Annotated in this window: 13 protein-coding genes; 12 read left to right on the plus strand and 1 reads right to left on the minus strand. The window is 69.5% G+C overall.

Translation table 11 applies throughout. The features are described 5' to 3' along the window. Positions 1–249: 249 nt before the first annotated feature. From AB0383_RS30985 to AB0383_RS31030, 10 genes are read left to right on the plus strand one after another with little or no spacing between them, the layout of a single operon-like run. Complete coding sequence (locus tag AB0383_RS30985) at positions 250–1,485, plus strand: class I SAM-dependent methyltransferase (protein WP_364171400.1); 1,236 nt, start codon at positions 250–252, stop codon at positions 1,483–1,485. Beyond that, entirely contained in the window at positions 1,482–2,270 is a 789-nt protein-coding gene (locus AB0383_RS30990; protein WP_364171402.1) for a glucose-1-phosphate cytidylyltransferase, read from the plus strand. The genes AB0383_RS30985 and AB0383_RS30990 overlap by 4 nt, the downstream gene beginning before the upstream one ends. Beyond that, positions 2,267–2,914: a PIG-L family deacetylase gene (locus AB0383_RS30995; protein ID WP_366189241.1), complete on the plus strand. Its 648-nt coding sequence runs from the start codon at positions 2,267–2,269 to the stop codon at positions 2,912–2,914. Before AB0383_RS30990 ends, AB0383_RS30995 begins: the two co-directional genes overlap by 4 nt. Positions 2,915–2,919: 5 nt before the next feature. Continuing rightward, entirely contained in the window at positions 2,920–3,942 is a 1,023-nt protein-coding gene (locus AB0383_RS31000) for an NAD(P)-dependent oxidoreductase (RefSeq protein WP_366189242.1), read from the plus strand. Continuing rightward, the gene (locus AB0383_RS31005; RefSeq protein WP_366189243.1) at positions 3,942–5,207 is read left to right on the plus strand and encodes a DUF4910 domain-containing protein; all 1,266 of its coding nucleotides are present in this window, start codon (positions 3,942–3,944) and stop codon (positions 5,205–5,207) included. Before AB0383_RS31000 ends, AB0383_RS31005 begins: the two co-directional genes overlap by 1 nt. Positions 5,208–5,249: 42 nt before the next feature. After that, the gene (locus tag AB0383_RS31010) at positions 5,250–6,596 is read left to right on the plus strand and encodes a hypothetical protein (RefSeq protein WP_364171991.1); all 1,347 of its coding nucleotides are present in this window, start codon (positions 5,250–5,252) and stop codon (positions 6,594–6,596) included. Next, on the plus strand, positions 6,593–7,546 hold the full coding sequence (locus AB0383_RS31015) for a glycosyltransferase family A protein (RefSeq protein WP_366189244.1): 954 nt from the start codon (positions 6,593–6,595) through the stop codon (positions 7,544–7,546). The genes AB0383_RS31010 and AB0383_RS31015 overlap by 4 nt, the downstream gene beginning before the upstream one ends. Then, complete coding sequence (locus AB0383_RS31020; RefSeq protein WP_366189245.1) at positions 7,543–8,727, plus strand: polysaccharide pyruvyl transferase family protein; 1,185 nt, start codon at positions 7,543–7,545, stop codon at positions 8,725–8,727. Before AB0383_RS31015 ends, AB0383_RS31020 begins: the two co-directional genes overlap by 4 nt. Next, the gene (rfbC, locus tag AB0383_RS31025) at positions 8,724–9,266 is read left to right on the plus strand and encodes a dTDP-4-dehydrorhamnose 3,5-epimerase (protein ID WP_366189246.1); all 543 of its coding nucleotides are present in this window, start codon (positions 8,724–8,726) and stop codon (positions 9,264–9,266) included. The genes AB0383_RS31020 and rfbC overlap by 4 nt, the downstream gene beginning before the upstream one ends. 12 nt (positions 9,267–9,278) lie before the next feature. Next, complete coding sequence (locus AB0383_RS31030; RefSeq protein ID WP_366189247.1) at positions 9,279–10,589, plus strand: glutamate-1-semialdehyde 2,1-aminomutase; 1,311 nt, start codon at positions 9,279–9,281, stop codon at positions 10,587–10,589. Position 10,590: 1 nt separating this feature from the next. On the opposite strand, the gene AB0383_RS31035 is transcribed toward AB0383_RS31030, so the two are convergent. Next, the gene (locus AB0383_RS31035; RefSeq protein WP_366189248.1) at positions 10,591–11,292 is read right to left on the minus strand and encodes a class I SAM-dependent methyltransferase; all 702 of its coding nucleotides are present in this window, start codon (positions 11,290–11,292) and stop codon (positions 10,591–10,593) included. A 107-nt stretch (positions 11,293–11,399) separates the two neighbouring features. On the opposite strand from AB0383_RS31035, the gene AB0383_RS31040 reads away from it, so the two are divergent. Both AB0383_RS31040 and AB0383_RS31045 read left to right on the plus strand, forming a co-directional pair. Then, positions 11,400–11,534: a hypothetical protein gene (locus tag AB0383_RS31040; protein ID WP_364171419.1), complete on the plus strand. Its 135-nt coding sequence runs from the start codon at positions 11,400–11,402 to the stop codon at positions 11,532–11,534. 141 nt (positions 11,535–11,675) lie between these two features. Beyond that, positions 11,676–13,121 carry a right-handed parallel beta-helix repeat-containing protein gene (locus AB0383_RS31045; RefSeq protein ID WP_366189249.1) on the plus strand — a complete coding sequence of 482 codons (1,446 nt, stop codon included), beginning with the start codon at positions 11,676–11,678 and terminating at the stop codon, positions 13,119–13,121. Positions 13,122–13,344 lie beyond the last annotated feature (223 nt).

A 13,344-nucleotide genomic window follows, 5' to 3' on the forward strand; every position in this document is an offset into this window, starting at 1 on the left:
CGGGGTGCGTGGGTTTTTCCCGCACCCCGGCGCGGGGCTGTTGCTGTGTCGCACACGCCGCCGGGCAAGGTAAAGACCACGCCAATCCCCCGCTCCCACCAGGAGAACAAGCCGGGAAAAGCGCTGCGAAGCGCGCCGAGCACATCTCATTCGGAAAACGGTGGTCCGCCCCTCACACGCTCGCTGTAACGACCCCCCGCTGGTCATCGACGTGTCTAGCACGCAAGCCGCGAGCCGAGGAGCCCGTTGATGACCACATGCCGACTCTGCGGTTCGACAGCTCTGGTGAGTGTCGTCGATCTCGGAGCGACCCCGCCGTGTGAGCGGTTCCTGACCGCGGAACAGCTGGTCGAGCCCGAGAACACGTACCCGCTGCACTTGCAGGTCTGCACGGAGTGCTGGCTGGCGCAGATCCCCCCGCTGATCACTCCCGAGGACACGTTCACCGACTACGCGTACTTCTCGTCGTACTCGACCTCGTGGGTCGAGCACGCGAAAACCTACGTCACCGAATCGGCCGAACGGCTCGGGCTGGGGCCTGGCTCGTTCGTGGTCGAGGTGGCGAGCAACGACGGTTACCTGCTGCAGCACGTCGTCGAGCGGGGCATCCGGTGCCTGGGCATCGAGCCGTCGGTGAACGTCGGGCAGGCGGCGCGCGACAAGGGCGTGCCGACGAAGACGGCGTTCCTCAGTCCCGAGACGGGGCGCGACGTGCGTGAGGAACACGGGCCGGCGGACCTCGTCGCGGCGAACAACGTGTACGCGCACATCCCCGACATCATCGGCTTCACCCACGGCCTGCGCGCCCTGGTGGCCGACGACGGCTGGGTCAGCATCGAGGTGCAGCACCTGCTCACGCTGATCAGCGAGAACCAGTACGACACGATCTACCACGAGCACTTCCAGTACTACACCGTGGAATCCGCGCGCCGGGCGCTCGCGGTCGGCGGACTGTCCGTTGTGGACGTCGAGCTGCTGCCGACGCACGGTGGCTCGATCCGCCTGTGGGCGCGGCCCCTGGAAGTCGCCGGCGAGCCGAGCGCGCGGATGGTCGACGTGCTGGAGCGCGAGAAGGCCGCGGGCCTGCACGAGCTGTCGGGCTACACCGAGTTCGCCGAGCGCGTCACGCGCGTGCGCCTCGACCTGCTGGAATTCCTGGTCAAGGCGGCCAAGGAGGGCAAGACCGTGGTGGGCTACGGCGCACCCGGCAAGGGCAACACGCTGCTGAACCACTGCGGCATCCGACCTGACGTGCTCGCCTACACCGTCGACCGCAACCCGTACAAGCACGGCCGGTACACCCCGGGCACGCGCGTGCCGATCCTCGAACCCGAGCGGATCGCGGCCGACAAGCCCGACTACGTCCTCGTCCTTCCCTGGAACCTCAGGAAGGAACTCACCGAACAACTGTCCTATGTAGACGACTGGGGCGGGCGGCTCGTGTTCCCGATCCCCCGTCTCGAGATCGTCGAGGTGAAGCAGTGAAGGTAGTCCTGTTCTGCGGTGGCTACGGCATGCGGATGCGCAACGGAGACGCCTCCGACGTGCCCAAGCCGATGGCCATGGTCGGCCCGAGACCGCTGATCTGGCACGTGATGCGCTACTACGCGCACTTCGGTCACACCGAGTTCGTGCTGTGCCTGGGCTACGGCGCCCACCACATCAAGGAGTTCTTCCTCAACTACAAGGAGACGACGTCCAACGACTTCGTGCTCCGCGACGGCAAGCCGGAACTCCTGAGCACTGATATCTCCGACTGGACCATCTCCTTCGTGCAGACCGGCATCGAGTCGCCGATCGGCGAACGCCTGCGCCGCGTGCGCGAGTACCTCGACGGCGACGAGATGTTCCTCGCCAACTACGCCGACGTACTCACCGACGCGCCGCTGGACAAGATGGTCGAGCGCTTCGAGCAGACCGACGCCGGCGCGTCGATGATGGTCGTGCCGCCGCAGTCGTCGTTCCACTGCGTGGAGATGGACGAGGGCGGGCTCATCGGCGCGATCACGCCGGTCAGCGACATGCCGCTGTGGGAGAACGGCGGGTACTTCGTGCTGCGCCAGGAGATCTTCGACCACATCCCGGAAAACGGCGACCTCGTCGCCGACGGCTGCGGCGAGCTCGCCAAGCGCGGCCGGCTGCTGGCCTACCCGTACCGCGGGTTCTGGAAGCCGACCGACACCGTGAAGGAACGCTTCGCGCTCGACGAGGGCTACACCCGCGGCGACCGGCCGTGGGCGCTGTGGGAACGGGACCGGGTGCACGCGTGATCAAGCTCGGCGCGGAAAAGCTCGACAGTGTCGTGGTGCTGGGTGCGCACTGCGACGACATCGCCATCGGCGCCGGCGGGACGCTGCTCACGATCTGCGAGCAGCGGCCCGGCATCCGCGTCGACGCGCTGGTGCTGTCGGGCGGCGGCACCGAACGCGAGGCCGAGGAACGGGCCGCGCTCGCCGCGTTCTGCCCGGGTGCGGACCTCGACATCACGGTGCTGAAGCTCCCCGACGGCCGCCTCCCGGCACACTGGGACGAGGCCAAGAACGCGCTGGAAGAGCTCAAGCAGCGCACCGACCCGGACGTGGTCTTCGCACCGCGCATCCTCGACGCGCACCAGGACCACCGCGGCCTCGCGCAGCTGGTGCCCACGGTCTACCGCGGGTACCTGGCGCTGGGCTACGAGATCGTGAAGTGGGACGGCGACCTCGGCCGGCTGGCGGCCTACGTCCCGCTCGCGGACGAGCTGGCCGAGCAGAAGGTGCGGCTGCTGCAGGAGCACTACGCCTCCCAGCGGCACCGCCCCTGGTACGACCGCGAGGCCTTCCTGGGCCTCGCCCGCATCCGCGGCATCGAGTGCCAGCAGCGGTACGCGGAAGCGTTCGAAGTGAACAAATTCGTTCTCGATCTGAGGGGCTGACTGACATGCGGGTGTTGCTGACCGGGCACACGGGATACCTCGGCACGGTGATGGCGCCGGTGCTCACCGAAGCCGGGCACGACGTCGTCGGCCTCGACTCGGGGCTCTTCGCGAGCTGCCTGCTGGGCCCGGCGCCGAAGGACCTGCCGACGATCAACGTGGACCTGCGCGACGTGCGGCCCGAGCACCTCGAGGGCTTCGACGCGGTGATCCACCTGGCCGCACTGTCGAACGACCCGCTGGGCTCGCTCGCGCCGGAGCTCACCTACGACATCAACCACCACGCGTCGGTCCGGCTCGCCCAGCTGGCCAAGGACGCCGGCGTCGGCCGGTACCTCTACGCGTCCACCTGCTCGGTCTACGGCGCCTCGGGCGGCGGCGGCCTGGTCGACGAGGACGCGCCGCTGCGGCCGGTCACACCGTACGCGGAGTCGAAGGTGCGCGTGGAGGACGAGGTTTCGAAGCTCGCGGACGTCGACTTCACTCCGGTGTACATGCGCAACGCGACTGCGTTCGGCTTCTCGCCGCGGCTGCGCGCGGACATCGTGCTCAACAACCTCGTCGGCCACGCCTACCTCTCGGGCGAGGTGCTCGTGCTGTCCGACGGCACGCCGTGGCGGCCGCTGGTCCACGCGCGTGACATCGCCCGCGCCTTCATCGCCGCGCTCGACGCGCCGCGCGAGGCCGTGCACAACAAGGCGTTCAACATCGGCACCGAGCGCAACAACGTGACGGTGGCGGAGATCGCGCAGGAGGTCGTGGAGGCCGTGCCGGGCTCCAAGCTGCGGATCACCGGCGAGGCAGGCGCCGACCCGCGCTCGTACCGCGTGGACTTCTCGCGCTTCCGCGAGGCGATCCCGGGCTTCGAGTGCGAGTGGGGTGTGAAGGACGGCGCGCTGCAGCTGATCGACGCCTACCGGGCCTACGAGCTCACCAAGCAGCAGTTCGAGCGTCGCTTCACGCGGCTCAACTGGCTGTCCGACCGCCAGGCCGAGGGGGCCGTCGACGACACGCTGCGGCAGCGCTGATGCTCACGGGGGGCGAGATGCACGCGCTGGTGGAGCGGCTGTACCCGCTCTGCCGCAGCATCACGGGGGACGGCGTCCGGCAGACGCTGGCGATCGTCGGTGAGCACCTGGACCTGCGGGTGCACGAGGTGCCCACCGGCACGCAGGTGCTGGACTGGACCGTGCCGCAGGAGTGGAACATCCGCGACGCGTACGTCGCGGATGCCTCCGGCCGGCGCGTGATCGACTTCCGCGAGTCGAACCTGCACGTGGTCGGTTACAGCGTGCCGGTGGACGAGACGATGAGCCTCGCCGAGCTGCGCGGGCGCCTGCACACGCTGCCCGAAAGCCCCTCCTGGGTCCCCTACCGCACCAGCTACTACTCGCCCACCTGGGGTTTCTGCGTCGCGCAGGACGTGCTCGACGCGTTGCCCGAGGGCGATTACCAGGTGAAGATCGACTCGACGCTGGCCGACGGCTCGCTGACCTACGGCGAGCACGTGGTGCCCGGCGAGGTGAGCGACGAGGTGATCGTCTCGTGCCACGTCTGCCACCCGTCGCTGGCCAACGACAACCTCGCGGGCATCGCGGTGGCGGTGTCGTTGGCTCAGGGGCTGGCAGTCGAGAAGCCGCACTTCACGTACCGCTTCCTGTTCATGCCGGGCACGATCGGCGCGATCACGTGGCTCGCGCGCAACGTCGAGCACGTCGCCCGCGTGAAGCACGGCGTGGTGCTCGCCTGCGCCGGCGACCGCGGCTCGCTCACGTACAAGCGCAGCCGCCGCGGTGACGCGGACATCGACCGCGTGATGGCGCACGTGCTCAAGGACAAGCCGCACGAGATCCGCGAGTTCTCGCCCTACGGCTACGACGAGCGGCAGTTCTGTTCCCCCGGCTTCAACCTCGGCGTCGGATCCCTGACGCGCACGCCGTACGCGGGCTACCCGGAGTACCACACGTCGGCCGACAACCCGGCCTTCGTTTCGCCGGAGGCCATGGAGGACACGCTCGACACGCTGCAGACGGCGTTCTCCGTGCTGGAGCGCAACCGCCGTTACGTGAACCTCAGCCCGTACGGCGAACCGCAGCTCGGCAAGCGCGGGCTGTACGACTCGCTCGGCGGCCGCAGCGACGCCAAGGAAGCGCAGCTGGCGATGCTCTGGGTGCTGTCCTACTCCGACGGCGAGCACAGCCTCCTCGACATCGCCGAACGCGCGGGCCTGCCGTTCGGCGCCGTGGCCACCGCGGCCCAGGCCTTGCAGGTCGCCGGCCTGCTCAAGGAGTGAGGCCGAGTGCCTCCGATCCTGCGTTCGCGGGCGGTCCGCGCCATGGCGGGGCGGCTGAGCTGGGGCCTGGGCGACCAGGCCGTGTCGAGCCTGACCAACTTCGTGGTGGGCCTCTACGTCGCGCGGTCTCTGGGCGCGGCGGCGTTCGGCCTGTTCAGCATCGCGTGGGTCACCTACGGCGTGATCCTCAACGTCTCACGCGGCCTGGCCACCGACCCGCTGATGGTGCGGTTCTCCGGTGTCGCCAGGTCACGCTGGCGCGAGGCGCTCGGCCAGGCCGTGGGCACGGCGCTGCTCGTGGGTGTCGCGAGCGGGATCGTGAGTGTCCTTTTCGGACTTCTCGTGGGCGGTTCGCTCGGCGGCGCGTTCGTGGCGCTCGGTGTGGTGCTGCCGTTCCTGCTGGTGCAGGACTCGTGGCGGTTCGGGTTCTTCGCCGCGGGCACCGGGCAGAAGGCGTTCGTGAACGACGGGATCCAGGCCGTGGCGCTGTTCCCGGCGCTGGTGATCGGTGCGCGGTACGGCACCGTGGTCGCGTTCCTGCTGGCCTGGGGCTGTTCGGCCGGCGTCGCGGCGGCGTTCGGGTGGGTGCAGACGAGCGTGCTGCCGCGGCTGGGCGGGGTGCGCTCGTGGCTGCGCGACCACCGCGAGCTGGGCGTGCGCTACCTGCTGGAAAACGTGAGCAACAGCGGATCTTCGCAGCTGCGTGCCTATGGGCTGGGCGCGGTCGCCGGCCTCGCCGCGGTCGGCACGGTGCGCGGCGCGGAGCAGCTGCTCGGGCCGTTCCTCGCGTTGCTGATGGGGCTTTCGCTGGTCACGGTGGCGGAGGGCGCGCGCGTACTGCAGCGCTCGCCGCACCGGCTGTGGCACTTCTGCGTGGTCCTCGGCGGGGTACAGGCCGCGGCCGCGCTGGCGTGGGGCCTCGGGTTGCTGCTGCTCATCCCGGCCGAGGCCGGCCGGTTCGTGCTCGGTTCACTGTGGGACACCTCGTCGCTGCTGATCCTGCCGGTCACGTTCGCCGTGGTCGGCGCGAGCTTCACGACGGGCGCGACGGCGGGTCTGCGGGCGCTGGGCACGGCGAAGCGCAGCCTCCGTTCGCAGCTGATCGCTTCGGTGTTCTACGTCGTGTTCGGCCTGATCGGCGCCGCTCTGGGCGGTGCGGCCGGGTCGGAGTGGGGCGTCGCGATCGCGACGATCACCGGTTCGGCCGTGTGGTGGTGGCAGCTGCGGATCGCGCTGCGCGACCACTTCGCCATCACTGAGAACGTGCCCACCACGCCGGCGCCGCGCACCGGCGAGCATTCCCTCGAGTTCCACCCGGTGTCGGGTTCGTTCAGCCATGAAGAGCTTCATTCGGCGTCAGACGGAATGACAGAAATGAGAACGGGATGAGCACGGTTCCCCGGCTGACCATCGGTCTGCCCGTGTACAACGGCGAGGAGTTCCTGGGCGAGGCGCTCGACGCGTTGCTCGGTCAGACGTACGAGGACTTCGAACTGGTCATCTCCGACAACGCGTCGGCCGACGGCACCGAGGAGATCTGCCGCCAGTACGCGCAGAAGGACTCACGCATCCGCTACGTGCGCCAGGCCCGCAACATCGGCGCGACGCCGAACCACAACGTGCTGCTCGACATGGCGCGCGGCGAGCTGTTCAAGTGGGCCTCGCATGACGACCTCTACGGGCGCGAACTGCTGGCCAAGTGCATCGCGGTGCTCGACGAGCGGCCCGAGGTCATCGTGGCCCACTCGCACCAGGCGATCATCGACGAGAACGGCGCGGTGACCGTGCCGCTCGACTACGTGCACAAGACCGACGCGCCCCGGCCGGCGACGCGGTTCAAGAGCCTGCTGTTCGAACCCGGCGGCGACGACTTCTACGCCGTGATGCGCACCGACGTGCTGCGCCGCGTCACGCCGATGGACAGCTACCACCACGCCGACCGCACGTATGTGGCCGAGCTGGCGCTGCACGGGCCGTTTTACCAGGTGCCGGAGCTGCTGTACTTCCGCCGCGACCACCCGGACCGCGCCGAGCGCGCGAACCCGAGCAAGCGCTCGCGGTGCGCGAACCTCGATCCCAAGCGCGGCAACCCCATCACGAACCCGACGGCACGGCTGCTGGCCGAGTACGTGTGGGGTTACGTGCACGGCATCCGCACGGCGCCGCTGTCTTCGCGCGAACGCCGGGCCTGTTACCTCGCACTGGTCGAGTGGTTCACGAGCCGGGCGCGCCCGGGCGGCGGTGGGGAGCGGGTGGAGGACCGCGCGCCGGTGGCGGCCGACGAGCTGTCGCTGACCGTCGACCTGGTCGTGGCCGGCCGCGAACGGCGGGTTTCGTGACCACACGCGTCGGTGTGTTCGGGCTCCTCGGCTCGGGCAACCTCGGCAACGACGGATCGCTGGAAGCCGTGCTCGGTTTCCTGCGCGCGGAACACCCGGACGCCGTGGTGACGGCGTTCTGCGGCGGGCCCGACGTCGTCAGCACGCGCTACGGGATTCCGGCCGTGCGGCTGAACTGGTACTCCGACGAGTACCGCACGGCGGCCGGCCCGCGCGCGATCGCCACGAAGGCGCTCGGGAAGTTCGTCGACGTGGTGCGCACGGCGCGGTGGGTGCGCCGCCAGCACGTGGTGATCGTGCCGGGCATGGGCGTGCTGGAGGCGACGCTCCCTTTAAGACCTTGGGGATTCCCGTACGCGTTGTTCCTGCTTTCGCTCCTGGGGCGGCTGTTCGGCACCAAGGTGGCGCTGGTCAGCGTGGGCGCCGACCGGATCACGATGCCGGCCACCCGGTTCCTGGTGCGCCAGGCGGCGCAGCTCGCCGCTTACCGGTCCTACCGCGACGAGCTGTCGCGCTCGGCCATGGCGGGCATGGGTGTGCGGACAGCGGGTGACGGGGTGTACCCGGACCTGGCGTTCGCGCTGCCCACGCCCACCGCGGAGGAAAACCCCCGCGCCGTCGGCGTCGGGGTGATGGCCTATCGCGGCGGTAACGAAGACCGCGCGCAAGGCGAGGAGATCTACCGGTCCTATGTGGATTCTCTGACGCGGTTCGTGCGCTACCTGGTCGAGCGCGAACGGCCGGTGCGGTTGTTCATCGGCGACCAGGCCGACCTCGCGGTCGTGGAAGAGATCGTGGCCGACGTGGGGTCGCCGTTGATCACGGCGGCCCCACCTAGTTCGCTGGGCGAGCTGATGACCGCGATGGCCGGGGTCGGCTCGGTCGTGGCGACGCGCTATCACAACGTGTTGTGCGCGCTGAAGGCCGGGAAACCGACCGTCGCGATCGGCTACGCGAAGAAAAACGACGTGCTGATGGCCGAAATGGGCCTCGGCGAGTTCTGCCAGGAGGCGCGGTCGGTCGACGTCACACGGCTGATCGCGCAGTTCGAGGAGCTGGAAAGCCGGGCGCCCGAGCTGAAAGCGAAGCTGGACGAGCGCAACGAGGACAACAAGCAACGTCTGAAATCCCAGTTCGCCGTGCTGTCTTCCACACTCTTCCCCGTTTCGGAGGCCCGATGAAAGCCATTCCCGTGCCGGCGATCTCCGGCCTGATCCTCTTCCAGCCGACGCCGCACCGCGACGAGCGCGGGTTCTTCTCGCGCACGTTCGACGCGGACGTCGCGCGGTCGGCGGGCATCGACCCGGACGCGTTCGTGCAGGACAGCGTGTCGCGGTCCGTTCGCGGCGTGGTGCGGGCGATGCACCTGCGCTCGGGCGACGGCGAGGCGAAGCTGGTGCGGTGCTCGTTCGGCGAGGTGTTCGACGTGGTCGTGGACCTGCGACCGGAGTCGCCGACTTTCCGGGCGATGGAAACATTTCGGCTTTCCGGGGACACCCAGGTGAGCATTTACATCCCGGCCGGGTGCGCGCACGGGTTTCAAGCACTTTCCGATATCGCTGATGTCTCGTATCGCATCGATCGCGTGCACAATCCGGACGAAGACGTCAGTATCGCCTATAACGACCCCGAACTCGCCATCCCGTGGCCGCTGCCGCCCACGCTGATGTCCGAACGCGACAAGACCGCGCCCTCGCTGGCTGAGGCGCTGCAGACCTAGAAGGTGACCACAATGGACCTGCCCCGCTCCCGTGCCGCGAACGAGCGGCTGCACCGGGTGATCCCCGGCGGCGCGCACACCTACGCCAAGGGTGAGGACCAGTACCCCGAGCACCTCGCGCCCGTGATCTCCCACGGCCGCGGCGCGCACGTGTGGGACGTCGACGGCAACGAGTACGTGGAGTACGGCTCGGGCCTGCGATCGGTGAGCCTCGGGCACGCCCATCCGCGCGTGACCGAGGCCGTGCGCCGCGAGATCGAGCGGGGCAGCAACTTCGCGCGTCCGTCCATTGTGGAAGCCGAGGCCGCGGAGCGGTTCCTCGAGAACGTGCCGACCGCGGACATGGTCAAGTTCACCAAGAACGGCTCCGACGCGACGACGGCCGCCTTGCGGCTCGCGCGCGCCGTGACAGGCCGGCCGCTGGTCGCGTTGTGCGCCGACCACGCGTTCTTCTCCACCGACGACTGGTTCATCGGCACCACGGCCATGGCCGCGGGCATCCCGGGTGAGATCACGGACCTGACGGTGCCGTTCCCGTACGGCGACCTCGCGGCGACCGAGGCCCTGCTGCAGCAGCACGACGGGCAGGTCGCGTGCCTGATCCTCGAAGCGGCGACGCAGCAGGACCCGCCGTCGGGGTACCTCGCGGGTCTGCGCGACCTCGCCCACCGCTACGGCGCGCTGCTGGTCTTCGACGAGATGATCACCGGCTTCCGCTTCTCCGAGCACGGCGCGCAGGGGCTGTTCGGCGTCACGCCGGACCTCTCGACGTTCGGCAAGGCGCTCGGCAACGGCTTCGCCGTGTCAGCCCTGGCCGGCAAGCGCGAGTTCATGGAACTCGGCGGCCTGCGCGACCCGCGCGACCGCGTGTTCCTCCTGTCCACGACCCACGGCGCCGAGACGCACTCGCTCGCCGCGGCGATGGCCGTGATGGACACCTACGAGGCCGAGGACGTCACCGCCCGGCTGCACGCGCTGGGCGCGCGGCTGGCCGCCGGTGTGCGCGAGGTAACCGCGTCGCACGACGTGGCCGACCACGTGGTGGTGCGCGGCCGCGACAGCAACCTGGTCTTCGGCACGCTCGACGCGTCCGGAGCGCCGTCTCAGGACTACCGCACGCTGTTCCTGCGCCAGCTCGTGACGGGCGGCGTGCTGGGCCCGTCCTTCGTGGTCAGCGCCGCCCTGACGGACGCGGACATCGACCACACCGTCGAGGTCGTGGCCGGGGCGTGCGTGGTCTACCGCAAGGCATTGGACGCGGGCGACCCGTCGCCGTGGCTGGGAGGGCGGCCGGTGAAGCCGGTGTTCCGGCGCAAGGCCTGAGCTACTTCACCAGCACCAGGTAGGCGAAGCCCAACACACCCCGGTAGGCGGTGACGTACTCGTGTTCGCGGGTGTCGAGCCACTCGCGTGTCTCGGCGGCGCGCGGGTCGGCGGGGTTTGCGAGCAGCCAACGAAGCCGGCCGGCGCGGGAGGTGGACTCGAAGTCGTCCCATTCGCTCTGGTCGGCGGTGCTCAGGTGGAGCACGCGCCAGCCCGTGTCGCGGCAGGCTTCGAGGAGGTCGGGTAGCGGGAGGACGTCGTCGCCGAAGATTTCGTGGGCGGCGGGCGTCGGGTCGGCTGACCAGCAGCCGTCGCCGTAGAGCAGGTGGTCGGTGACGCCGGCGAGGGCGGCCAGGGCCTGGCGGGTGCCGCCGAAGGCGTGGGACGCGCCGATGCAGAGCGCGCGGTCGGCGCGGCCCCGCCAGGCGGCGGCGTCCTGCTCGACGAACTCGACCTGGGCGCCGCGTTCCTTCGCCGCGCGGCGGCCGCGTTCGATCGCCACCTCGTCGGTGTCCACGGCGATGCCGCGCGCGGCCGTGCCGTCGACCGCGCGGATCAGCAGCTCACCCCACCCCGCGCCGAGGTCTACGACGGTGCCGTCGGTGACGTCGAGGCGGTCGAGCAGCAAGGCGGCGTGGGTTTCGTCGAGCGGGGCGTTCCAGCGCATCGCGGAGCGGCGGGAGAGCGTGAAGTCGTCGGGCACGGGCGACAGCCTCGCTGCCGGGCCTACGGGTGTCACCTGGTTTTCCGCGGCCGGAGTGATCGGCATCTCGGTTGAACGTGAGGTGAACCGCAGGGGTTTCTGGCACCGTGTCTCATTCGGCGCGGCGCGACCTCGACGGCAACGCCGGGCTGTTCCAGCGCCACGCGATGTTCAACTCCTACGGCGCGGAGTCGGTGCAGCACCACCAGGCTCAGAACCCGGGCAAGACGAACCTCCAATGATCAGTCCACTTCGGAAATGATCCACCAATTGCGCAACTTCGCCGAAATGTGTTGTCCGGCAAGGGGAATTCACCCGTCAGGGCGCTTGGCGGCCCCCATCAGGGAAGTTACGCGGGCGCGGAAGGCTCGTAGCGTTGAGCCATGGGTAGAACCTTGGCCGTCGTCGTGGGACTGGTGCTGCTGGCGAGCGGCCTGACCGAGTCCGCGGCCTCGGCCGATACCGCGGCCGTGTGCGGCAAGGCAGTCACTGCGTACGGCTCGGCGCCCAACGGGGCCGTGGTGGTGGAGCCGGGGCACGACCTGGGCGCGTTGACGCAGGCGAACCCGGCGGGCACTACGTTCTGGCTCAAGTCCGGCACGCACACACTCGGCACCGACGCGTACGGCCAGGTCCAGCCCAAGGACGGCGACACCTACCTCGGCGCGCCGGGCGCGGTCCTGGATGGACAGACGGTGAACCAGGCGGCGTTCACCGGGCAGGCCAAGGACGTGACGATCCGCGGCCTCACCGTGCGGGGCTTCGCCGCGCCGCAGGACCAGGGTGTGGTGAACCACGACTCGGGCACGCACTGGGTCATGGAGGACAGCACCGTCGAGGACAACCGCGGCGCCGCGCTGATGGCGGGCGACCGGCAAGAAGTCCGGCGCAGCTGCCTGAAGGACAACGGCCAGTACGGCATGAACGCCTACCGCTCCGGAGACGGCATCACCGGGCTCGTGCTGGAGGGCAACGAGATCACCGGCAACAACACCGACGACTGGGAGACCAAGTCGCCGGGCTGCGGTTGCAGCGGCGGCGTGAAGTTCTGGGCCGTGAACGGCGCCGACATCACCGGCAACTGGGTGCACGGCAACCACGGCCCCGGCTTGTGGGCCGACACCAACGACAACGACTTCCTCGTGCAGGACAACGTGATCGAGGACAACGACGCCGAGGCGCTGTTCTACGAGATCAGCCACAACCTCACCGTCAGCGACAACGTGTTCCGCCGCAACGGCCTCGTCGCCGGCCGCGCACGCGCCGCCAAGGGCGACAACTTCCCCGTCGCCACGATCTACCTCTCCGAGTCCGGCGGCGAACCCCGCCTGGGCGCGCGCACGCACCAGATCGACATCGGCGGCAACACCTTCGGGGACAACTGGGGCGGCGTCGCCCTGTGGGAGAACGCCGACCGCTTCTGCAACAGCCCGGCCAACACGTCCACGGGCTACTGCACGCCGTTCGCCACCAAGGCCCAGTGCAGCGCGCCGGGCATCACGCAGAAGCCGCTGTACGACGACTGCCGCTGGAAAACGCAGAACGTGACGGTGCACGACAACACCTTCACCTTCGACCCGGCACACCTGGGCTGCACGCAGTTCTGCGGCCGCATGGCGGTGCTGTCCAACTACGGCAGCTACCCCGACTGGTCCCCGTACAAGGGCGACGTGGTGCAGCAGGCCATCACCTTCGGCCAGAACAACCACTTCAGCGACAACACGTACTCGGGGCCGTGGATGTTCGTCGCCCACGACACCAGCCGGGTGCTGACGCCGCAGCAGTGGCAGGCCGGACCGTACGGGCAGGATCAGGGCAGCAAGTTCTAGCGCACCCACCCACCACCGCAACCTCCCCGCCACCGCACCCACCCGCCACCGCAACCTCCCTGCCAACGCCCTCCAGCTGCGCCCCCACCCACCCACCAACGCAACAGACCCACCAACGCCAGCCAGCACCCAGCCCCCTCCCTGCACCCCGATCCGAAGCTCACCTACGGCCGCTGAGCGGTTGTCAAGGCACGCTTTCCCGCCTTGACAACCGCTCAGCGGC

It is taken from the genome of Amycolatopsis sp. NPDC051373, assembly GCF_040689465.1.
Taxonomy (GTDB): Bacteria; Actinomycetota; Actinomycetes; order Mycobacteriales; family Pseudonocardiaceae; genus Amycolatopsis.